The sequence below is a fragment of the Streptomyces sp. NPDC058045 genome, from assembly GCF_042885635.1.
Taxonomy (GTDB): domain Bacteria; phylum Actinomycetota; class Actinomycetes; order Streptomycetales; family Streptomycetaceae; genus Streptomyces.
This window is the reverse complement of record NZ_JBHVRR010000028.1, coordinates 15,141-35,460: the sequence shown is the minus strand read 5'-3', so window position 1 is coordinate 35,460 and position 20,320 is coordinate 15,141. Positions and strand designations below refer to the sequence as shown.

Below are 20,320 nucleotides of genomic sequence, written 5' to 3'. Positions count from 1 at the left end.
ATGCGTACCAGTGTCGCAGACCCCGCGAAGCCCCCTCGCCACCCTGTGGATAACCACCCCCGGCCCCCTCCACGGCACCGCCCCGGCACACCGAAGGGCCCGCCACCCAAAGGCAGCGGGCCCCGGAAAACACTCCCGGCGGAAGCTCAGGCGCTCACGTCGTTCCGACGAAGCCCGCCAGCAGCAGCCAGGCCACGGGGGCCGTCGGCAGCAGCGAGTCCAGGCGGTCCATGATCCCGCCGTGGCCCGGCAGCAGCGTCCCCATGTCCTTGATGCCGAGATCCCGCTTGATCATCGACTCGCCCAGGTCACCGAGCGTGGCGCTGACAGCCACCACGAGCCCCAGCAGCAGCCCCTGCCACCAGACCCCGTCATCGATCAGGAACTGCATACACAGCGCGCCCGCCACCATGGCGAACGACACCGCACCCGCCAGGCCCTCCCGCGTCTTGCCGGGGCTGATCCGCGGCGCCAGCTTGTGCCGCCCGAAACGCCAGCCCACCGCGTAGGCACCGGTATCGCTCACCACCGTCAGGACGAGGAACGTCAGCACCCGCCACGGGCCGTCCCCCGCCGCCAGCAGCAGCGCCACGAACGTCGCCAGGAACGGCACATAGAACGCGGCGAACACACCCGCCGTGACGTCCTTCAGATAGCCCTCGGCCGGGCCCGTCATCCGCCACACCAGGACGGCCAGCGCGGTCAGCGCCATCGCCACCCACGCACCCTCGGCGCCCCGCGCGTAACCGGCCACGACCATCGCCGCACCGCCGATCACCAGCGGAACCAGCGGCGCGTCCACGCCCTGCCGCTCCCGCAGCCGCGAGGTCAGCTCCCACAGCCCCATCACCACCGCGGCCACGATCACCGCGACGAACACGGCCTTCACCACGAACAGCGAAGCGAGGATCACCGCGCCGAGCCCCAGGCCGACACCTATCGCGGCACCCAGATCACGGCCCGCGCTCTTCTTCTGCGGCGCCGGGGAGGGCGGTGGGGCGCTGTCCATGGGCTCCTGCGGATTCGGCGTAGACGGCGGCTCGTCACGGAACAGGGGGCCGCCCAGCCGACGTGTCCCCGCATGGTCCTCGGGAACCGCACCGGCCGGGTCGGCGGGTATCACCGGCAGCGGCTGCGTCCCACCGGCGGACCCGGCGGGCCACCCGGACCGGGCGCCGTACGGGTCCTGCGCATCGTACGCAGGGGCCGTGCCCGCCGCCCCCGGGGAATGCCCTTGATCGGGCGGGAGCCACGGGCCGGTGTACCCGGCCGGAGGTGGCGCCCCCCGGGAAGAGTCGTTCATCAGACCTCAAGCAGCTCGGATTCCTTGTGCTTGAGCAGCTCGTCCACCTGGGCGACGTACTTCGCGGTGGTGTCGTCGAGCTCCTTCTCCGCGCGGCGCCCCTCGTCCTCGCCGACCTCGCCGTCCTTGATCAGCTTGTCGATGGCCTCCTTCGCCTTGCGGCGCACCGAGCGGATCGAGATCTTCGCGTCCTCGCTCTTGGTCTTGGCGACCTTGATGAACTCCTTGCGGCGCTCCTCGGTCAGCTCGGGGAACACCACCCGGATGATGTGGCCGTCGTTGCTCGGGTTGACGCCCAGATCGGAGTCGCGGATCGCCTGCTCGATGTTGCGCAGCGCGCTCTTGTCGAACGGGGTCACCACCGCCATCCGCGGCTCCGGCACCGAGAACGAGGCCAGTTGGTTGATCGGCGTCATCGCGCCGTAGTAGTCGGCCACGATCTTGTTGAACATCGCCGGGTGCGCACGGCCCGTGCGGATCGCGGCGAAGTCCTCCTTGGCGACCACGACGGCCTTCTCCATCTTCTCCTCGGCTTCGAGGAGGGTCTCTTCGATCACCACTTGCTCCTGCGTGTCGTGAGTGGGCCCGGCATCCACTGGCGGGCGGCCGGCTGCGTCGCGTCTCTTCCCTGCACGGTGTCCCTCCGGCAGGACTTTGTCCATCCCCTCTCGGGGTGCCCTGGGCGGCCTCGGCCGGGCGGTCAGTCCCGGGTGCCCTCGTCGCCGACGAGCGTGCCGATCTTCTCACCCTTGACGGCCCTTGCGATATTGCCCTCGGTGAGCAACTCGAACACCAGGATGGAGAGTTGGTTGTCCCGGCACAGGGTGATCGCCGTCATGTCGGCGACCTTCAGATCCTGGGTGATGACCTCGCCGTAGCCCAGCGCGTCGAACTTCACCGCGTCCGGATTGGTCTTGGGATCGGAGTCGTACACCCCGTCCACGCCGTTCTTCCCCATGAGCAGCGCCTCGGCACCGATCTCCAGGGCACGCTGCGCGGCCGTCGTGTCCGTGGAGAAGTACGGCATCCCCATACCGGCACCGAAGATGACCACACGGCCCTTCTCCAGATGCCGCACCGCACGCAACGGAATGTACGGCTCCGCGACCTGGCCCATGGTGATCGCGGTCTGCACCCGCGAATCGATGCCCTCCTTCTCCAGGAAGTCCTGAAGAGCCAGGCAGTTCATCACCGTGCCGAGCATCCCCATGTAGTCGGAACGCGCCCGGTCCATACCGCGCTGCTGCAACTCGGCACCACGGAAGAAGTTGCCGCCGCCGATCACGACGGCGATCTGCGCACCGTCCCGCACCACAGCCGCGATCTCCCGGGCGATGGCATGTACCACGTCGGGATCCACACCCAACTGCCCACCGCCGGCGAACGCTTCACCGGACAGCTTCAGCAGAAAGCGCCCCGCGACTTTGCCGTCGCTGGTCTCACCCTTGTCGGCCTTGGTGCTCATGGAGTTCTCGCCTCTTCTTGCTCGGCACACATACGAAGAAGGCCACTGCCGGCGGGGTGTTCCTGCATCCCATACGCGGCAATGGCCTCCTCGTCAGATCTGCGTTCGTCCGCCGCGCACGGCACAGGCCGACGCGGGCGACTGGGTCGACCCTAGCGGGCCGGGACTCGGTCGCGGTACGGACTCAGATGCCGACCTTGATGCGCGAGAAGCGCTTCAGGGTGACACCAGCCTCGTCCAGAACCTTCTGGACGGACTTCTTGTTGTCCAGCGCGTACGGCTGGCCCAGCAGGGTGGCGTCCTTGAAGAAGCCGTTGAGGCGACCCTCGACGATCTTCGGCAGGGCGGCCTCCGGCTTGCCCTCGTTGCGCGTGGTCTCCTCGGCGACCCGGCGCTCCGCCTCGACCACGTCGGCCGGCACGTCCTCACGCGACAGGTACTTCGGCGCGAACGCGGCGATGTGCTGCGCCACACCCTTCGCCACCTCGGCGTCCGCCTTGTCGAACTCGACCAGGACACCGATCTGCGGCGGCAGGTCCGGCATCGTGCGGTGCATGTACGCCGCGACGTAGCCGCCGGAGAACTGCGCGAAACGGTCCAGGACGATCTTCTCGCCCAGGTTCGCGTTCGCCTCGTCCACGAACGCCTGCACCGTCTTGCCGGGCTCGATCTCGGACGCCAGCAGCGCCTCCAGGTCGGCCGGCGAGGTCTTGGCGACGTGCTCGGCCAGCGACTGCGCCACGGCCTGGAACTTCTCGCCCTTGGCGACGAAGTCCGTCTCGCACTTCAGCTCGACCAGCACACCCGAGGTGTTGTCGTCCGCGATGAGGGAGACCACCGCGCCGTTCTCGGCGGAGCGGCCCTCGCGCTTGGCGACGCCCTTCTGGCCCTTGACGCGGAGCAGCTCGACAGCCTTGTCGACACTGCCGTCGGCCTCGTCCAGCGCCTTCTTGCAGTCCATCATGCCGGCGCCGGTGAGCTCGCGGAGCTTCTTGACGTCGGCGGCGGTGTAGTTCGCCATGAGTCTGAGAATCTTTCTCGAAGTCTGGAAGGTCGGGGATCACACAGGGCGGACACCCAGCGGACCCTCGGGCTGACGAGCAGGGGCGGTGGCGGTGCCACCGCCCCTGCTCACCTCAGCACCCGAACTGAGATCAGGCCTGCTGCTCGCCCTCGGCGGGCTTCTCCGCCTCGGCGGCCGGAGCCTCGGCAGCGGCCGGCACCTCATCGGCAGCGGCCTCGGCGGGAGCGGCCGCCTCGGCCGGCTTCTCACCGGACTCGTCGGCCTTCTTCTCACCTTCGAGCAGGTCGCGCTCCCACTCGGCGAGCGGCTCACCCGAAGCCTTCTCACCCGGCTTCTGGTCACCGGACGCGGCACCGGAACGGGCGATCAGACCCTCGGCGACGGCGTCGGCGATCACCCGGGTCAGCAGGGTGACCGAACGGATCGCGTCGTCGTTGCCCGGAATCTTGTAGTCGACCTCGTCCGGGTCGCAGTTGGTGTCCAGGATGGCGACGACCGGGATGTTCAGCTTCCGGGCCTCGCCGACGGCGATGTGCTCCTTCTTGGTGTCCACGATCCACACGGCGCTCGGCACCTTGGACATCTCGCGGATACCACCGAGGGTCTTCTCCAGCTTCGCCTTCTCACGCGAGAGGACGAGCAGCTCCTTCTTGGTGAGGCCCGACGCGGCCACATCCTCGAAGTCGATCTGCTCCAGCTCCTTCAGGCGCTGCAGCCGCTTGTAGACCGTCGAGAAGTTGGTGAGCATACCGCCCAGCCAACGCTGGTTGACATACGGCATCCCGACGCGGGTCGCCTGCTCGGCGATCGCCTCCTGCGCCTGCTTCTTCGTGCCGACGAACATGACCGTGCCGCCGTGGGCGACGGTCTCCTTGACGAACTCGTAGGCGCGGTCGATGTACGACAGCGACTGGAGCAGGTCGATGATGTAGATGCCGTTGCGCTCCGTGAAGATGAAGCGCTTCATCTTCGGATTCCAACGACGGGTCTGGTGACCGAAGTGGACGCCGCTCTCCAGCAGCTCCCGCATCGTGACGACGGCCATGGCCGTGTTCTCCTTGGTTCTCGGTTGTCGCTCCCACCGGACGGCGGTTGCGCCTGACGCCCCGGCGCGCTGTGCCGCAAAGGACCGAGGAGCGCGGACACCGCCCTCAAGAAGGCGAATGTCGAGGCGTGCGAAGTCGACCCGGTGACCCGGGTCGCCACCAGAAGTGTACGGGACCCGGACACACCCCGGAGACCACGGGCAACGAACCCCGCACCACCGAGTGACGCCGTTATCCACAACCAGCCCGTTATCCACAGATCCACCCGACCCCCACCACAGCGCCACCCCCATCCACCAAGCTGCACCCATGCAGCAACCGAGCAACCCCACACCCATCAACAACCACGGACGGCTACCTCATGAGCACACGCAGCCATCTATCAGCCGAGATCAACAACCTCCCCAAGGCACCGGACGAGGCCGCCTCCATCGATACGGCACCACAGCAACCGCAACCCTCCTCACCACCGCGACCCTCACCACAGCGACCATCACCACCAAGCCCCCAGACCCCCAACCCCCACCAGCCGCCACCACTCTCACCAGTAGACATATCGATGTGGTCAGGGGAAGCAGAGGCAGTGGCGACAACGGTGACCTCAACGGCAGCGGGCCACCCGTCGCACGCACCTGGCCCCTCGCCGCACCACCGCACATCACCCGCGGCTGGGACCCACCGACCACCCCCTACGGCCCCGGCCACCGCGGCATCGACCTCACCGCCCCCACCGACACCCCGGTCCTCGCCATCGCCGCGGGACACATCACCTACGCCGGACAAGTCGCAGGCCACGGCGTCGTCACCGTCACCCTCGACCACACCGGGGACCCACCCGTCCACACCACCTACCAGCCCGTCCATCCGACCGTCCACAAAGGCGACCTGGTCACCGCCGGCCAACAGATCGCCACCCTCGACCCCGGCACCGGCCACTGCCCAGGCCCCTGCCTCCACTGGGGCGCCCGCCGCGGCCTCACTTACGTCAACCCACTTACCCTGCTCCCCCCTTGGCTCCTCAACCCGGGCCACCCCCGACTCCTACCGCTCCCCGGTGCGCCCGCCTCCGGGGGCCCTGGGGCCGTCGAGAGACGGATGCCCGGCCCCGGCTCGGGGACAGCACTCAGCCAACGGGGTGGGCGGGGCTGACGGGGCGGAGAGGTGGAGCGGAGGGGGCGAGGTGGAGCTTCAACTGCGGCTCTGTGTAGGGGCGTTGGGGCGGCCTGCGGGCTGGGGCGGGCGGGGTGGGCTGGGGTTAGACGCAGGATGCCGACGGAAGCACGGAGGTGGGCTGAGGCGACGCCGTGGACTGAAGTGACACCGGAAGCAAACGCCACGGTCCGATGCGCGGACCGACGCAGAGCGGTGAGCGCGCGCATGGATACACAGGCGCGCGAGGAACGGGGCGGGAGGCAGGAGGAGGTGGAGGGAGGGGCCGGAGGGGGGAGGGAGGGGCGGGGGGAGGGGGCGGGCCCCTAGACGCTGAGGCCGTGCAATGCCGTGTGGACCGCGGTGTCTGTGATGACTTCGGGGTCTTCCGCGGCGCCGAGTTCGATGCGGCGGACCGCGGTGTCGACGATGCCTTGGAGAAGCATGGCGGCGAGGCGGGGCTGCGGGTGGTCGAGGGCTTCGAGGGCTTGGACGATCATGGCGATGAGGCCACCGTGGGCGGCGCGGATCTTTTCGCGGGCGCCCGAGTCGAGCTCGCTGGCGGAGATGGCGACGACGGCGCGGTGACGCCGGTCGCCGACGAGTGCGAGTTGGCTGCGGACGTAGGCCTCGATCTTGCTCTCGGGGCTGGTGACCTGCTCCATGGCGGCTTCGACTTCGGCGGCCCATACGGGGAAGTCGACGGCACAGAGTTCTTCTACGACGGCGGCGCGGGAGCGGAAGTACTCGTAGACGGAGGAGCGTGCGAGGCCGGTGCGTTCGGCGAGGGCGGGGAAGGTGAGGGCTTCCGTGCCGCCTTCGGACAGGAGTGATCGTGCGGCGTCCAGGAGGGCAGCGCGTTGCATTGTCCGGTGCTCGGCTACTGAGGCCGCTCGAATCCTTGGCATCCCGTCTACTTTACGGAGTGGTGCGGCTCGGCGGGAGGTCAATGCGGCGGCGTCTGCGGATCGGGAGCGTCGCGGGCGCCAGGGGCCGGCAAGGTCTTGGACCTCGTGGCGGGCGCGGGCCGGGTGGAGTGGCCGGTCGGCGTTCAACGGGCGCGATGGCGAGCCCGGATCGCTGAGCGGGATCGGTCAGCGGCCGAAGCTGGCGAGTTTGGCTCGTAGTTGGAGCACGGATTTGGTGTGGATCTGGCTGACGCGGCTTTCGGTGACGCCGAGGACGTTGCCGATCTCGGCGAGGGTGAGGCCTTCGTAGTAGTAGAGGGTGACGACGGTTTTTTCGCGTTCGGGCAGGGTGTTGATGGCTCGGGCGAGGAAGCGGCGGAGTTCGCGGTCTTCGGCGACTTCTACGGGGTTGTCGGCGGCGGTGTCCTCGAGGGTGTCCATGAGGCTGAGGCGGTCGCCGCTGTCGCCGCCGGCGTGGAGGAGTTCTTCGAGGGCGACGACGTTGGCGAGGGAGAGTTGGCTGAAGACGGAGTGCAGGTCGTCGAGGGTGATGCCCATTTCGGTGGCGACTTCGCTCTCGGTGGGGGTGCGCCGGAGGTGGGCTTCGAGGGTGGCGTAGGCGCGTTCGACGTTGCGTGCTTTTTGGCGTACGGAGCGGGGGATCCAGTCCAGGGCGCGTAGTTCGTCGATCATGGCGCCGCGGATGCGGGTGATGGCGTAGGTCTCGAATTTGATGGCGCGGTCGAGGTCGAATTTTTCGATGGCGTCGATGAGGCCGAAGACTCCGGAGGAGACGAAGTCGGCTTGTTCGACGTTGGGGGGCAGGCCGACGCTGACGCGGCCGGCGACGTATTTGACGAGGGGCGAGTAGTGCAGGATGAGTTGTTCGCGGAGTCGTTCGTCGCCGGTTGTTTTGTAGGTTCGCCACAGCTCTTCGAGGGTGGTGGGGGCGGGTGGGCGCACGCTGCCGTGGGCGGGGGGAATGGCCGCCTGGTCAGACCCGGAGGTGTGCTGGGGCATTCGTCGCCTTGAGCCGTTCTGCCGTGTGCGGGGTTGGGGGCCGGGGACGGTGTGCGCCGGTCCGGTTTCCGGCTGTCGGGGAGTGAATGTCGGGGTCTGTGTGCCGGAATCTTTGTGAGCGTAGCGTGACTGCATGGTTGCAGTGCGCTAAGGGCGGGTGATCCGGTATGCGCAGATACGTTCCGCTGGCCGCTCCTCAGGGGCATACGGATGGCGTTTTGTGATCTTGGCTGGGTTCTCAACTGGGTTGGTTTCCAAGGAATTCGGGGTTTCATCCGTACGGCGCAGCTTGGTGGGTCAGGGCTGTGGGGCGGGGGTTGCGGGGTGGGGCGGGTGGTGGCGTGCCAGTTGCCAGGTGTCGCCGTTGCGTTCTACGAACCCCAGTGAGTGGAGTTCGTATAGGTGGGCGATTGCGTCGTCGGGGGTGGTGCGGGCGTGGCGGGCGATGTCGTGGGGGTGGGCGGTGCCGTGGGCGGGGAGGGCGTTGAGGACGTCGCTGGTGGTGGGTGGGAGGGTGTCGCGGGGTAGGAGGGGGCCTTCTCGTCGGGGGGCGAGGGTGCCGATGGTGCCGACGAGTTCGATGACGTCGTCGGCGTCGGTGACGAGGGTGGCTTCGCCGCGGAGGAGTTCATGCACGCCGGCTGATTGTGCGCTGGTGAGGGGGCCTGGGGTGCCCATGGTGTGGCGGCCGAGGCGTTGGGCGGTGCGTGCGGTGGCGAGGGCGCCGCTGCGGTGGGCGGCTTCGATGACGAGGGTGCCGCGGGTGAGGGCGGCGATGACTCGGTTGCGTTGGATGAAGCGGCTGGCGGTGGGGTGGTCTCCGGGTGGGAGTTCGGCGATGAGGAGGCCTTGTTCTGCGATGCGTTGCAGGAGGTGGGTGTGGCCGCGGGGATATGCGTGGTCGATTCCGCCGGCGAGGACGGCGATGGTGGCGCCGTGTACGGCGAGGGTGCCGCGGTGGGCTGCGGCGTCGATGCCGTAGGCGCCGCCGGAGACGACCACCCAGCCTTCTTCGGCGAGTTGGGCGGTGATGCGGGCCGCGGTGTGGGCGCCGTATTCGGTGCAGGCGCGGGCGCCTACGACGGCGACGGAGTGGAGGGCCCAGGTGCGTAGGTCGGGGGTGCCGCGGACCCACAGTCCGGTGGGGCGGGCGTCGCCGAGGTCGTCGAGTTGGGTGGGCCATTCCTGGTCGCCGGGGCAGAGGAAGCGGGCGCCGGCGTGGTGGGCGGTGGCGAGGTCGTGGTCGGGGTTGGTGTGGGCGGCGCGGGCGCGGAGGCCGGCCCAGCGTTTGGGGGTGACGCCGGGGAGGGGTGGGCCTGGGGTGGTGAGGCGGTGGAGTGTGGTGGTGGGGCCGTGTTCGCGGAGCCAGCGGCCGCCGGTGGTGTCGCCCGGTTCGATGATGCGGGTGAGGGCGGCGCGGGCATGGCGTTCGGTGTCGTTGGCGCCGGTCATGCGGGGGCTCCGGTGGTGAGGGGGATGCCTTGGGGGATGCCGGTGCGGAGTTGGAGGGCGAGGGCGACGTCGTCGGTGTTGGGGCGGTCGTGTCCGGCGAGGTCGGCGACGGTCCAGGCGACGCGGAGGACTCGGTCGATGCCTCGGGCGGTGAGGAAGCCGCGTTCCAGGGCGCGTTCGGCTTGGTGTATGGCGCCGGGGGTGGGGTGCCAGCGGGTGCGGAGTTCGTGTCCGGGGATGGCGGCATTGGTGTGCCAGGGGGTGTGGGTGTATCGGGCGTGGGCGCGTTCGCGGGCTTGTTGGACGCGGGTGGCGACGGTGTGGCTGGATTCGCCGGGGGTTGCGGTGGCGGCGAGTTCGGCGCGGGTGACTCGTTGGACGTCGACGCGGAGGTCGACTCGGTCGAGGAGGGGCCCGGAGAGGCGGGCTTGGTAGCGGCGGATGGCGGCGGGGGTGCAGTCGCAGGTGGTGTGTTGGGGGCTGAAGCGGCCGCAGGGGCAGGGGTTGGCGGCGAGGTTATGGGGGTCGTTCATCCCTGTCCGTTGTCCACTCTTGGAGCCCGCAGCCCCTGAGTGAGGAAAACCCGCTCCGGTCCACCGGGGCGGGTCTTCCTTGTCTAGTCTCTCTTCGAATGTCACTCTTCGTAGCTACAGCCTGCAGTGACCATCTAACGGTGTCGCTCAGCTGGTGCGGCGCATGGTGGCTGCACCGTCTCCGCTGCCCTTCTGTGCCGTGGTGGCGTTCTTGACGTCGTCGAGTGCCTCCACCTTGCGCATGAACAGCGTGGTCATATGGCGCACGTCTTCGAGCTCGTGGATGTCGACGGCGCCGATGATGCCTGCCTCGGCGCGGATCCTCTTGATCGTGGTTTTGTCGAAGTACGCGGCGAACTCGGCAAACTCAGGAGCGACCTCGGGCAGCAGGTCCCATGTGCTCCGGATGCGTGCACGGCGTCCGAGTCGGTGTTCCGGTCGTCGCTTGACATCCAGCACGGCGGCTGCAGCCCGCAGAGCCGCAAGATGGATCGCTGCGTACTGCTGGAGAGGGCCGTCCAGGTCATGTGCCGTCTCTAGGCCACGGCGGGCCGAGGCAAGCAGGTCCGCGGCTGCTGGCGGGGGGGCGGCTCCCTGTCTCGGGGACTTCTTCATCGTGGGTGACGGGTTCTTGCGGCGTGCTGTCCGGGCGTGCGCCATGGCCGGTCTGCCAGCGTCCCGCGGAGAGACACGCATTTCATCCCGCTGAGAGGTGTCGTCGCTCATCGGCGCAAACGCCAGAGCGTGCAGCAGCCAGGAACGGAATGGGCTGACACCCGATTCGGATGAGCGCGCAGGAGCCTGTGCTTCTCCTGTTGAGAACGGAGGCAATGTATGCGCGAGGTTTCCGAGCACCTGGGCAGTGAACGAGTCAGAGCGCACCGACCTGTCCTCCTTGTTGATCCGGGCTGGAGCCAGCTGGCTGAGCTCCGGCTCCCTGCCCCTGGGCTATCTGCGGCGCCGCAGTGGGAGGAGCTTCAATAGCTTGGTGGGCAAGGCCCTGCTTGGCCAGTTGCTGCAGGATCTTGGGGGCCGCGATGCCGACGGTAACTGCTGCGAGCGCCCCAGCGACTTGCTGGGAGGCTGCGAACGCGGCCGTCAGGCCCGTGCCCACACCGAGTCTGATCACCAGGGCTGCCACGTACGGCGCGAAGGCTGGCTGCCCCTTCTTCTTCCACGGCCAACCGTCAGTGGAGTGGATGGCTGTGTAGAGATCCAGCCCCTCGATCAAGGCTGCGCCCAAGAGGCCCCATAGGCACGCCTCCACCACCGGCATCCTGGCCATCACTCCTCTGCGGTCTAAGCCCTGGGCATCCGCGTCTAGATGCCCCATTGACGACCGCTCAGAATGACAGGCCACGACACGCTGCCGATAGAACGCGGTGTGGAACTGTCCGAGAAGCGACGGGGATGCGCCGCGAACCGAGTGTGCGACCGCAGCGACCTGTCCGCTGGGCACGGCCCGGCGGTGAACGGGGGAGAGCCCTCGCGGGGCATGGCGGATCGTCCGGCAATCGATCGATTGCCGGACTTCCCGGACAAGGGGCGGCAGGTGCCCGATTCGCCCTGACTCATCCATCCGGAAACCCGTCCGGAAAGGGTGCCGACTTTCCGCAGTTCCCGGACGCCTTTGGCGGAAGATCGGGGGATGACGAACAGCACTGCGGCCACCATCGAGGACGCCGAGGCGGTGGAGCGGCACCCGTGTCCGCGGTGCGGTGTCCCGGCCGGGTCGGCCTGCCGCACGAACAACGACACGGTCGCCCCGACGTACCACACGGCCCGGCACATGCTTGTGCCGTCGCTCCGCAAGGGGCTGGGGGTGAAGACGCCGAAGGACCGCCGTCCCGGCAAGCGGTGGGTGCCCGGCCCGGAGATCGATGTGCCGGCGCCTCCCGCGGCCCGGGAGGGCACTGACGTTCTGCGTATCGGGTACGCGAGGTGCAGCACTCGGGGCCAGGAGCTCGGCTCGCAGCTGGACGCGCTTGGCCCTGTGTGCAACAAGGTGTTCTCGGAGAAGGTCAGCACCCGGCAGAGGAGTCTGCCGCAGCAGGAGGCCGCGATGGCCTACGCGGCTGACCTGTATCAGACCACCGGTCAGCCGGTCATCTTCGCGGTGACCGAGCTGGACCGGCTCGGCCGTGACGCCGCCGAGCTGATCGCTGCGGCGGACCGGATTGAGCACAGTGGACTGCTGTTGGAGTTCCTCGACGGCCCGCTGAGGGGCGTCTACGACCCGAGCGGGCCCGGCAAGATGCTGTTCCTGCTGTTCGCGGGCATGGCCGAGTCGGTACGCGAGGGCATTCGGGAGAAGACCCTGGAGGGGCTGGACACGGCGGTGCGGAAAGGGAAGTACGGGGGGCGGCCGTCCGTGGTCACCGAGGACATGCTTGCCGTCGCGCTGCACCGTCGGGATGTGCGAGGCGAGAGCGTCACGGAGATCGCACGGACGCTGACCCAGACGAGCGGCAAGAACGAGGGCACGCCGGTCAGCCGTACGGCACTGTATGAGGCGCTGAAGGTCCATGACGAGGCGAAGTCTGCGACCGTCCCGGGATAGCCGAGGAGTCGTCTGGCGTGGCAGGACTGCCGTTGACGGTGCGGCCCTCGGTGTTTCCGCCGAGGGCGGCGGATCCCTGACCGGTCAGGCCGCGAGGACTTCCTGTAGCTGCCGCACGGCGGGTTCACCGTAGTGCTGGGCTGGGATGGACCGGTACAGGTCCATGGCCCGGGTGTGGGTGAGGTCGGTGCGGTAGGCGGGCGGGAGTGCCGCGAGGGCGGCGGTGGCCCGGCGGCATGCCTGCTCGGTGTCGCCATCGCGGTGGGCGCAGGCGGCGGCGTCGATCTTGAGGAGGGTGCAGGCCATGCTGCTGGTTGAGCTGGACAGCGCCAGCGCTCGGTCTTGGCTCTCCCGGGCTCGCCGGGTCTCACCGAGTGCGGTGAGTGCGTGGGAGAGGTGGACATGGTGCTTGCGCTCGCAGTGCCCCAGCCAGGTGTCCTCGCGCTGGTCGCCTGCGAGACGGTCGCTGAGCCGGTCGGCGTCGGCCAGAGCACCGCGTGCCTGGTCGGCCTGGCCGGTGAGGGCGTAGGCGCGGGCGGCGACGGCGGCCGCGAGGGTTGCTGCGGCGGTGGGCGCGGTTCCGGCGGCCTGGCGGGCGCGTTCGGCGAGGTCGGCCGCGGCCTTGGGGGCGCCGTAGTTCAGCGGCACCATCGCTTCGCGGGCCAGGACCCAGGCGTGCAGTTGGCGGTCGCCGGACTCGGCAGCCGCGCGGGCGGCGGTTGCGAACCAGGCGCGGGCGTCTTTCCGGCCGCCGAGGTCGTGCAGTACGACGGCGGCCATGCCGGCCATCTGTCCGGCACAGCCGGGCGCGGGTGTTCACCGGCTGGGGCAGTTCCAGCAGCGGGCGGAACTCGGCGAAATCGGCGACTAAGTCGGCCAGGACACGCGTGGGCGCCTGACCCTGGTAGCCGTAGCTGTAGCTTTCGGCGGCGGCTTCCAGATCGGATAGGTCGGCCGGGGTGTAAGCGGTGAGGGCCTGGTCGAAGGTCTGGCGGGCGTTGGACAGGGCGGCGATCGCCGGGCCGGTGAGACCGGCGGCAAGAGCGCCGCGCAGCAGCTGGCGGCGCTTCATGGGGTCGTCTCCATCATCGGGCTCCGTGCTGGTGGTCCTGGCGGTGTCTTCCCAGGGTCGCGCAGCAAGGCCCAGAAGGACACCGGGAATCCGAAGACCGTCGGCGATTCGCTCGATGGTCTCGAACGCGGACACGGTGGCGTCAGCGCGGGCGACCTTGCTGACCCTTTCGGGTTTCATCCCGCATGCCTCGGCGATGCGGTTGAAGCTGATCTTGGATTCATTCGCCAGGGTGAAGACCACCGAGAAGTCGCGCGAGCTCAGCGCCCGCCGGAGCAACGGGTCGTCCAGCAGGTGGCGTGGCAGTTCTGCCGGTGACGACGGATAGACCACAGTGTCCCCCGACTCTCGGGTTGTGACGGCCAGTTGGCTCAAACGCTACCCACGGTGGGGGTCCCATCGTGGGGTTACTGCGGGCCCCGCCGCTCGGTTCACTCAACAGGCGTCCTGCGGGACTGGGCCGATCCCCCCGGGGGGTCTTCCCTTTCCCGCATGGACTCAACCGGCGCGGTCCACGGATGTCGTTCCCCCGTGACTCCTGGCGGGCCGCGCCGGCCCTTGTTGTCGTCCCCCTGGCAGCCGGTCCTGGCGGTCCGTAGCAGCCAGGGGGGCGGCTCCCTCGCACCACATGGGAGTTGATCCGTTGTCATGAACCGTGGCCGTCCCCTCTTCCTCGTTCCGGCAAGCCCGGCCGCTCCGGTGGCCGCCCGGACGGTGCAGGGGGACGCGCCGCCGTCCAGGCCGGTGCCACCCGTTCGGGTGATGGCCATAGATATCGCCGCCGACCCGGCCCTGGTGGCCCGCGTCCGGCACGACGTATGTGGTGCCTTGCGGGCGTGGGGCCTGGACGAACTCGCCGATGACATGGCGTTGATGGCCAGCGAACTGGTGGGCAACGCCGTCCGGTACGCGGCATCGGGCGGAGTCGGTGTCCTGCTGAAGGTGCAGGGCAGCTTCGTGTTGCTGGAGGTCACCGACGCCGACGACCAAGGGCCCACCGTGCGCCAGGCAACCGCCGTCGACGAGAACGGCCGCGGAGTGTTCCTCGTCGACGCGCTCGCCGAGACATGGGGATACCGGCCGAAGACGGGCGGCGGAAAGGTCGTATGGGTGAGGCTGTCCGTGCCGGTGCGCGTACGGCCGGGTATCTGGTGCGAACTCCACGCCGCCGACGGCGGCGGGTCCTGGCTGGTGGGGTCTTTCGACGCTGGCAGCGTCCAGTCCGCCGAGGGGTGGATCCGGGTCTCCGCGTACGCCTACCTCTCCGCTCTCGGGCCGCTGAGGCCGAGCGATCTGGATGACTGGCTGGCGGTCATCGAGCGGGACGCTACCGGCGCGCTCGCCGGCGGCCGCGGTTACGAGTGCCAGATCGAGTACGCCGACACCACGGCGATGTGGTCGGCCCGTCCGGTGCGGTTTTTGCCGCTGGCGGGCCGCTCGGCCGGGCAGCTGCCGCCGTGCGCCGAGATGTTCCCGCCCTTCACCCCGTCCCGGCCCGGATCTGGAGGGACGACGTGAGGGCGGCCCTCCAGTGTCCGGTCCGCCGCGAGAGGTTGCTGCCGACCGGCTATGGGGTGCGGTGCACCGCCCACTGGGGGGACGGCCGCGCGTCCGGGTTGGGCGGGCATACCGCCGCCACGGCGGAGGGGGCCGTGGAGTGGATACGCCGCCGCGTGCGCGAGGTAGCCGGGCAGCTGGACGCTCCCGCCCCCGCGCTGGCTGAGGGGTGGGTGGCCGATCACGCCGAGCAGGACCACGCGTGCGACGTCCTGAAAGCCGGTGCCGAATACGACCTGGACCTGGTGAGCGACGGAGTGCGCTACGCGTTCCGGGCCCGGGTCGAGTACTGGCCCGAGGTGACTGTCGCCGCCGAAGGCCCATGAACGGCCGCCCCGGCGGGCGGTGACGTGTTCCATCCGTTCCCTCCCGCCGGGGCGGCTTCCAGATCGGCGGCCCACGTGGCCGTGCACGTCCAGAGCAAGCCGACCAAGGAGGGGTTCGTGAGCACTGTCGCAGTGAGCACAGCATCCGGTGCCGTCCCGGACATCGGTGAGGTCTTCGGCTTCGCACAACAGGAGATCCGGCACGCAGCCGCCGAGCTGTGGCCGCACGCCGTGGTGGCCATCGACGAGCACGTACCGAGCGTCACCGGCTACGTGAGGCGCGTCCGCGTGGATGACCGCCCCCTGTATGCCAAGCACTCCTTCCTGGGGGTGTCGCTGGTCTCGCTGCTGCGGGGAGCGTGCGGCAACTGGGAGGAAGTCCGCACAGCCCAGCAGGCGTACGCGTCCCAGCCCGGTTCGCTGATGGAGCGGGAGGCCGCGCAACTGAGGCTGCTGGCCGAGGTCGGCCAGCCGCGGGTGTGCGCGGTCGCCGGGGTCAGTCGCGGGGTGCTGTTCACGGAGCCGGTGACCGGCCCGACCCTGGCCGGCCTGCTGCTGTCCCGGCCGCAGGAGGCGGCCGATCTGCTGGCCAGCACGTTCGACGAGCTCCGCCAGCTGCACCATCCGCCCACCGCCCGGCGCCTGGGCCCGTCCGGAGTGATCGGCGAACGCAGCATCGCGGGCACTTTCCAGCGCAAGTTCAACGGCATCAGCGGCAGGACCTACCTGGACCGGCTCGGCGCCGAGCAGTGTGGGCTCGGCCAGCGCCAGGAGGTCGCCGAGGTGCTGCGGCAGGTGGTGGCCCGGCTGCACCGGCTGCGGGCCACGGTGCTGCCCCAGGCCCGCCAGGTGCTGGCGTACGGGGACCTCAAGCCCGAGCACGTGGCCTTCCCCGACGGCACGGCCGGACGGCCGGTGTTCATCGACCCCGGCCTGTTGCTCGCCGGAACCGCCGTGGACGCGGCGAAGCTGATCAGCCGCACCGTGCTGCTGCTGGCCGCCGCCCGGCCCGGCCCGGAGGTCGCCCAGCAGACGGCCAACGGCATCCACGGCTTCGCCGAGAGCAGGATGTGCGGGCTGTCCACCAAGTCCCGCCGGGGCTGGCTGCGGGAACTGCTGGCGCTGTGGCTGATGGACACCGTCAACATCCTGACCACCTACCTGTCGGCCCCGGCCGCCCTGCCGCTGCCCGACCAGGGAACCGCGCTCATTGAGCGGGCCACGGACCTGTGCGCGATGGCCGACCGGATCAGCTCCCGGCTGACCGCCGGCACCGACGCACGCGAGACGTGGGAACAGGCACTGTCCGAGGCCCAAGCGGTGGCGTCATGACCACGGACCGGGTGGGATCGGTAGGCGTCGTCGGGGCAGGGGCCGTCGGGCAGGCCGTAGCCGCCGCTCTGGTGACCTCCGGATTCTCCCGCCGCCTGCTGGTCGCCTCCCGCACCCTCGACCAAGCCAGTGCCATGGCCGCCGACCTGGACGACATGCGCCAGGCCACCAGCTCGCCGACCCACCCCACGGCACACGAGGCGGCGGACCTGGTGAGCTGCCACGCGATCGTCATCGCCGTCCGCACCGCCTTCACCAACACCCGCACCACCGATGTTCGGATGGGCGGCGCCGCGGCCAACGCTCCGGCCATCCGGTCCCTGGGCCAGGCACTTCGCGGCTACGAAGGAACGGTGCTGGTGGTGACCAACCCCGTCGACCTGATGACGCGGCTGTTCGCCGAGACATCCCAGTGCCCTCGCGTGTTCGGTATCGGCTCCAACCTCGACTCCGCCCGCTACCGGCTGACCCTGGCCCGGCTCCTGAAGGTCCCCGCCGAAACCGTCGACGGACACGTGATCGGCGAGCACGGCGAGAACGCCGTGGTGTGCGCGTCATCGACCACCGTCAACGGCCGGCCCGCCGACGTCCCCCTCGCGGAGGTACGTGAAGAACTGCGTACCCGGCCCGGCCGGATCAGCGCAGGCGTCGGCCGGACCCGCTCCGGACCCGCCGGAGCGGTGCTGTCCACCCTGCGCAAAGCCCTCGGCCTCACCGACGGCATCGAAGAGCTGACCGCCCCTCACCGCGGCGACTGGCTGGGAATTCCGTTGCGGTTCACCGCCGGTGACCCCATAGCGTGCCTGCCTGCTCTCGATTCCGGCGAGGACCGCCAGCTCAACGCTGCCGGCACCAAGCTCCGTACCGCCTACCAGGCGTTACGGCTGTCCTGACCCGCCCTCTCAACCAGGAGAAGTCCTTGTGAGTACCCCAACCGCCACCCGGCTGCACGCCGCTGACGCGAGTGTGACCGTCCTGAGCAACACCGCGTCCGTCACCGACTGGTCCCGCCGCTACTTCGGCTCGTGGTGGAACGCGTTCGAGGTGCCTGCCGAGAGCATCTGCACCGGCCCGCTGGTCATCGCCGACGTCGACAGCTCCGCCTACGTCGACCTGGCCGAGCTGGTGGACGACCGCCCCCACCAGGAGGTCACCTACGCCAAGGCCAAGACGCTCCTCGCCCGCGACGGCGCCGGCACCATCACCGCAGTCTCACCCGACGAGGGCCTGGCCTACCGCTCCGAGCCGGAGACCGGACGCCTGACCATCGCCGGACGCGCCGCCGAGCCCGTGGCCCTGGCCGCCGCCCGCATCGCCCGCGAGCTGATCCGCGCGACGCTGCTGCGCGAGGGGTGGACACTGCTGCACTCCTCCGCCGTCGTCCGCGACGGCAAAGCCCTGCTGACGTTCGGCTCCAAGGGGGCCGGGAAGACCACCACCGCACTGCTGCTGGCCTCCAAGGGCTTCGAACTGCTGGCCAACGACCGCGTCTTCGTCCGCCCCAACGGCGACGAGCTGCAGGTGCTGCCGTGGCCCTCGGCAGCCGCCATCGGCCTGGGCCTGCTGGACGCCCTCGGCCTGTACGACGTCGTCCGCGACCGGCTCAAGTCCGGCGAACAGCTCCATCCCACCCAGCACCAGGACGTCACCGACTCCCTCCTGGCCGGGCGCCGCGAACCGCTGTGGGAGCCCGGCGGCAAACGGGAGAAGAAGGTCCAGGTCTTCCCCGACCAGTTCGCCACCTGGTTCGGCATGCAGCTGACGACCGGCGGCCGGGCCGCCGGTCTGCTGTTCCCGCGCATCGACCCTGCCGCCGTCCCGGCCCTGACCGACGGCGACCGGGCCCTGGGCGAGGACGACTTCATGAGCGGGGCCACCGAAGACCGCTACCCGGACATCTTCGGCCTGGCCCAGGGCATCGACGGCGGCGGCAACGAGCTGGCCCGTGCCACTGTCGCCGAACGCCTCGCCCACCTCCCGCACCACCAGGTCGTCCTCGGCCACGACACCGCCGCCAACGCCGACTTCCTCGCCAAACTCGCCGGCGCCCTGTAACCCGGGGCACCTCACGCTGACAGCACACGGCGGGCCCCAGCGGGTGTCCCCCCAGGGGGCCGCCCCACAATAAACCAGGATCAGAGAAAGGACGACCTGACGAACGTATAGCAGTCGCCCGATCGCGGGCATTTCACTATCGACACGGGGTACGACACCTCACCGACGCTCACCCTCCAGGCTGTGCGGCAAAACGCGGACACCGCGTCCTGACATCACATCGACGGCGATCCGATCGAGGTGCCGGGCCGAATCACTCAGGGTTTATCCGGCGGCTCGGCGATGACGAACGTGCCCTTGTTCGGGAGCGTCTTCACCAGCCCACGGTCCCGCAACTCCTGCACAGCACGCCGAGCAGTGCCCGGTGCCACGCCGTACTGCGCGCCCATGTCCCGCTCGTTCGGCAGCCTGGCGCCATACGGGATCCGGCCGTCACGGATCTCCTGCTCCACCTGGTCGGCGACCCGCACGTACACGTACTCGATGGGCTCATGGCTCATACCTGGAACGTATGGCGACACCGCGCCGTCGGCATCCACAGGTAGTGCCATGGGGCTACCTGTGGCGGTATATAGCGGTACCGTTTGAGCAGCAGAAACCCCCGCGGCCAACGGCACGGCGCGGGGTAAGTGGACGACGCTCGAAGAGGAGCACCGCCATGCCGCACCAAACCGACGACACCACGGTCTCCGACAGGCCCGCATCGACCATCCGCTTATGCGCCTGGTGCGATCAGGCCGCTGAGAGCGTCGCCCTCATTCGTATCGAGGCGCGTACAGCCTTCCGGCCAGCGCGCCGCCTCTACGCCTGCGGCGACTGTTGTCGGGTGCACGGCTTCACGCCCATGGCGCCCGAGGCATCATGACCGCACCCGAGCGGGCCCGGGTGGCGCCGGAATGCCAAGTCGAAGAGCACGAGCTGTGCGACGGTAACCAGGACATCGAAGCCGGCGGGACGATCGCGGTACGGCAGCGCTGCGGATGCGAGTGTCACTCCATGGAACGCTAACCGCGCAACCGATGGCCGGCTGGTCCCGTCAGCGGCGTCGATCCAGGCCGCGCTCGATGAGGTGAAGGTGATCCCCGACGAGTACCGTCGACGGGCCCACGCCGCCGCCAGGATGGCCGGGCGAGTGGCATTCGACCGGGGACGCCGGGGACGCTGACAATGTCAGCGGACATCCTCCGCCGCGTCGTGGGCTTTACGAAGCTGGTTACTGAGCTGGGTCGCTGTGGCAGCGGCCTCCGCGATACGCTGCCCGGCCTTGGGTGCGTCCGGGTCGTTGGTCATGCGCGGCAGCACTCCGGCCCCCTGGATGAGGACCTTCGAGGCGTCGTCGACCAGCTCCTGAAGCCAGGCGAGGGACTTCGTCACATCGCGAGGCCGGTCCCACTCCGCCTTCCCCTCGGCCAGGTCCTCCGCCGCCTCCCTTATGGACTTAGCGGCATCCTTCAGCAGGTGCGTCGGGTCGTACGTGCCCACCGGCTCCCCCTCGTTCGTGATCGTCGGACCACTAAG

At 69.5% G+C, this 20,320-nt stretch carries 20 protein-coding genes and 1 pseudogene; 7 read left to right on the top strand and 14 right to left on the bottom strand.

Annotated elements, in window-relative coordinates:
- Positions 1 to 154: 154 nt before the first annotated feature.
- The 5 genes from ACFVST_RS18365 to rpsB form a co-directional block, all read right to left on the bottom strand.
- A complete protein-coding gene (locus ACFVST_RS18365) occupies positions 155 to 1,303 on the bottom strand; it encodes a phosphatidate cytidylyltransferase (protein WP_390152602.1) in 1,149 nt (382 codons plus the stop codon).
- Positions 1,303 to 1,860, bottom strand: a complete 558-nt coding sequence (gene frr, locus ACFVST_RS18360) for a ribosome recycling factor (RefSeq protein WP_390152599.1) — start codon at positions 1,858 to 1,860, stop codon at positions 1,303 to 1,305. The genes ACFVST_RS18365 and frr overlap by 1 nt, the downstream gene beginning before the upstream one ends.
- A 143-nt stretch (positions 1,861 to 2,003) precedes the next feature.
- Positions 2,004 to 2,768, bottom strand: coding sequence for a UMP kinase (pyrH, locus tag ACFVST_RS18355; protein ID WP_390152596.1), 765 nt, complete (start codon positions 2,766 to 2,768; stop codon positions 2,004 to 2,006).
- 184 nt (positions 2,769 to 2,952) lie between these two features.
- The gene (gene tsf, locus ACFVST_RS18350) at positions 2,953 to 3,789 is read right to left on the bottom strand and encodes a translation elongation factor Ts (RefSeq protein WP_390152594.1); all 837 of its coding nucleotides are present in this window, start codon (positions 3,787 to 3,789) and stop codon (positions 2,953 to 2,955) included.
- A gap of 133 nt (positions 3,790 to 3,922) precedes the next feature.
- Entirely contained in the window at positions 3,923 to 4,837 is a 915-nt protein-coding gene (gene rpsB, locus ACFVST_RS18345) for a 30S ribosomal protein S2 (RefSeq protein WP_390152591.1), read from the bottom strand.
- Positions 4,838 to 5,399: 562 nt separating this feature from the next.
- Here rpsB and ACFVST_RS18340 point away from each other — a divergent pair.
- Positions 5,400 to 5,987 (top strand): M23 family metallopeptidase, encoded by a 588-nt coding sequence (locus ACFVST_RS18340; RefSeq protein ID WP_390152589.1) that lies wholly within the window; start codon positions 5,400 to 5,402, stop codon positions 5,985 to 5,987.
- Positions 5,988 to 6,313: 326 nt separating this feature from the next.
- Here the strand turns inward: ACFVST_RS18340 and ACFVST_RS18335 are convergent, their stop codons facing one another.
- From ACFVST_RS18335 to ACFVST_RS18310, 6 genes and pseudogenes are all read right to left on the bottom strand, one after another.
- Positions 6,314 to 6,895 (bottom strand): TetR/AcrR family transcriptional regulator, encoded by a 582-nt coding sequence (locus ACFVST_RS18335; protein WP_390152586.1) that lies wholly within the window; start codon positions 6,893 to 6,895, stop codon positions 6,314 to 6,316.
- Positions 6,896 to 7,081: 186 nt separating this feature from the next.
- A complete protein-coding gene (gene whiG / locus ACFVST_RS18330) occupies positions 7,082 to 7,915 on the bottom strand; it encodes an RNA polymerase sigma factor WhiG (RefSeq protein WP_390152583.1) in 834 nt (277 codons plus the stop codon).
- A 297-nt stretch (positions 7,916 to 8,212) separates the two neighbouring features.
- Complete coding sequence (dprA, locus tag ACFVST_RS18325) at positions 8,213 to 9,367, bottom strand: DNA-processing protein DprA (RefSeq protein ID WP_390152581.1); 1,155 nt, start codon at positions 9,365 to 9,367, stop codon at positions 8,213 to 8,215.
- Positions 9,364 to 9,882: pseudogene (locus tag ACFVST_RS18320) on the bottom strand (ATP-binding protein); the annotation flags it as partial. The pseudogene ACFVST_RS18320 and the gene dprA, both read right to left, overlap by 4 nt.
- Positions 9,883 to 10,047: 165 nt before the next feature.
- Positions 10,048 to 10,515, bottom strand: a complete 468-nt coding sequence (locus ACFVST_RS18315) for an SAV_6107 family HEPN domain-containing protein (protein WP_390152716.1) — start codon at positions 10,513 to 10,515, stop codon at positions 10,048 to 10,050.
- Between the two features lie 256 nt (positions 10,516 to 10,771).
- The gene (locus tag ACFVST_RS18310; protein ID WP_390152578.1) at positions 10,772 to 11,176 is read right to left on the bottom strand and encodes a hypothetical protein; all 405 of its coding nucleotides are present in this window, start codon (positions 11,174 to 11,176) and stop codon (positions 10,772 to 10,774) included.
- Between the two features lie 372 nt (positions 11,177 to 11,548).
- Here ACFVST_RS18310 and ACFVST_RS18305 point away from each other — a divergent pair, with 372 nt between their 5' ends.
- Complete coding sequence (locus ACFVST_RS18305; RefSeq protein WP_390152575.1) at positions 11,549 to 12,460, top strand: recombinase family protein; 912 nt, start codon at positions 11,549 to 11,551, stop codon at positions 12,458 to 12,460.
- An 84-nt stretch (positions 12,461 to 12,544) separates the two neighbouring features.
- Here ACFVST_RS18305 and ACFVST_RS18300 read toward each other — a convergent pair whose 3' ends face one another.
- Positions 12,545 to 13,240: a hypothetical protein gene (locus ACFVST_RS18300; RefSeq protein ID WP_390152572.1), complete on the bottom strand. Its 696-nt coding sequence runs from the start codon at positions 13,238 to 13,240 to the stop codon at positions 12,545 to 12,547.
- A gap of 1,054 nt (positions 13,241 to 14,294) precedes the next feature.
- Here ACFVST_RS18300 and ACFVST_RS18295 point away from each other — a divergent pair.
- From ACFVST_RS18295 to ACFVST_RS18275, 5 genes are all read left to right on the top strand, one after another.
- Positions 14,295 to 15,050, top strand: coding sequence for an ATP-binding protein (locus tag ACFVST_RS18295; protein WP_390152569.1), 756 nt, complete (start codon positions 14,295 to 14,297; stop codon positions 15,048 to 15,050).
- Between the two features lie 134 nt (positions 15,051 to 15,184).
- On the top strand, positions 15,185 to 15,415 hold the full coding sequence (locus ACFVST_RS18290; RefSeq protein ID WP_390152566.1) for a hypothetical protein: 231 nt from the start codon (positions 15,185 to 15,187) through the stop codon (positions 15,413 to 15,415).
- 117 nt (positions 15,416 to 15,532) lie between these two features.
- Entirely contained in the window at positions 15,533 to 16,747 is a 1,215-nt protein-coding gene (locus ACFVST_RS18285) for a phosphotransferase (RefSeq protein ID WP_390152563.1), read from the top strand.
- Positions 16,744 to 17,640 (top strand): saccharopine dehydrogenase NADP-binding domain-containing protein, encoded by an 897-nt coding sequence (locus ACFVST_RS18280; protein WP_390152561.1) that lies wholly within the window; start codon positions 16,744 to 16,746, stop codon positions 17,638 to 17,640. Before ACFVST_RS18285 ends, ACFVST_RS18280 begins: the two co-directional genes overlap by 4 nt.
- A gap of 28 nt (positions 17,641 to 17,668) precedes the next feature.
- Positions 17,669 to 18,802 carry a hypothetical protein gene (locus ACFVST_RS18275; RefSeq protein WP_390152558.1) on the top strand — a complete coding sequence of 378 codons (1,134 nt, stop codon included), beginning with the start codon at positions 17,669 to 17,671 and terminating at the stop codon, positions 18,800 to 18,802.
- A gap of 257 nt (positions 18,803 to 19,059) precedes the next feature.
- On the opposite strand, the gene ACFVST_RS18270 is transcribed toward ACFVST_RS18275, so the two are convergent.
- Positions 19,060 to 19,302, bottom strand: a complete 243-nt coding sequence (locus ACFVST_RS18270; RefSeq protein ID WP_390152555.1) for a GntR family transcriptional regulator — start codon at positions 19,300 to 19,302, stop codon at positions 19,060 to 19,062.
- A gap of 670 nt (positions 19,303 to 19,972) precedes the next feature.
- Complete coding sequence (locus ACFVST_RS18265) at positions 19,973 to 20,284, bottom strand: hypothetical protein (protein ID WP_390152552.1); 312 nt, start codon at positions 20,282 to 20,284, stop codon at positions 19,973 to 19,975.
- Between the last annotated feature and the right edge of the window lie 36 nt (positions 20,285 to 20,320).

Bases quoted from the DNA above. Each gene is read 5' to 3' on its own strand.
- ACFVST_RS18365 (WP_390152602.1), bottom strand. From the start codon at position 1,303: ATGAACGACTCTTCCCGGGGGGCGCCACCTCCGGCCGGGTACACCGGC.
- pyrH (WP_390152596.1), bottom strand. From the start codon at position 2,768: ATGAGCACCAAGGCCGACAAGGGTGAGACCAGCGACGGCAAAGTCGCG.
- tsf (WP_390152594.1), bottom strand. From the start codon at position 3,789: ATGGCGAACTACACCGCCGCCGACGTCAAGAAGCTCCGCGAGCTCACC.
- rpsB (WP_390152591.1), bottom strand. From the start codon at position 4,837: ATGGCCGTCGTCACGATGCGGGAGCTGCTGGAGAGCGGCGTCCACTTC.
- ACFVST_RS18335 (WP_390152586.1), bottom strand. From the start codon at position 6,895: ATGCCAAGGATTCGAGCGGCCTCAGTAGCCGAGCACCGGACAATGCAA.
- whiG (WP_390152583.1), bottom strand. From the start codon at position 7,915: ATGCCCCAGCACACCTCCGGGTCTGACCAGGCGGCCATTCCCCCCGCC.
- dprA (WP_390152581.1), bottom strand. From the start codon at position 9,367: ATGACCGGCGCCAACGACACCGAACGCCATGCCCGCGCCGCCCTCACC.
- ACFVST_RS18315 (WP_390152716.1), bottom strand. From the start codon at position 10,515: ATGAAGAAGTCCCCGAGACAGGGAGCCGCCCCCCCGCCAGCAGCCGCG.
- ACFVST_RS18310 (WP_390152578.1), bottom strand. From the start codon at position 11,176: ATGCCGGTGGTGGAGGCGTGCCTATGGGGCCTCTTGGGCGCAGCCTTG.
- ACFVST_RS18305 (WP_390152575.1), top strand. From the start codon at position 11,549: ATGACGAACAGCACTGCGGCCACCATCGAGGACGCCGAGGCGGTGGAG.
- ACFVST_RS18300 (WP_390152572.1), bottom strand. From the start codon at position 13,240: ATGGCCGCCGTCGTACTGCACGACCTCGGCGGCCGGAAAGACGCCCGC.
- ACFVST_RS18295 (WP_390152569.1), top strand. From the start codon at position 14,295: ATGGCCATAGATATCGCCGCCGACCCGGCCCTGGTGGCCCGCGTCCGG.
- ACFVST_RS18280 (WP_390152561.1), top strand. From the start codon at position 16,744: ATGACCACGGACCGGGTGGGATCGGTAGGCGTCGTCGGGGCAGGGGCC.
- ACFVST_RS18270 (WP_390152555.1), bottom strand. From the start codon at position 19,302: ATGAGCCATGAGCCCATCGAGTACGTGTACGTGCGGGTCGCCGACCAG.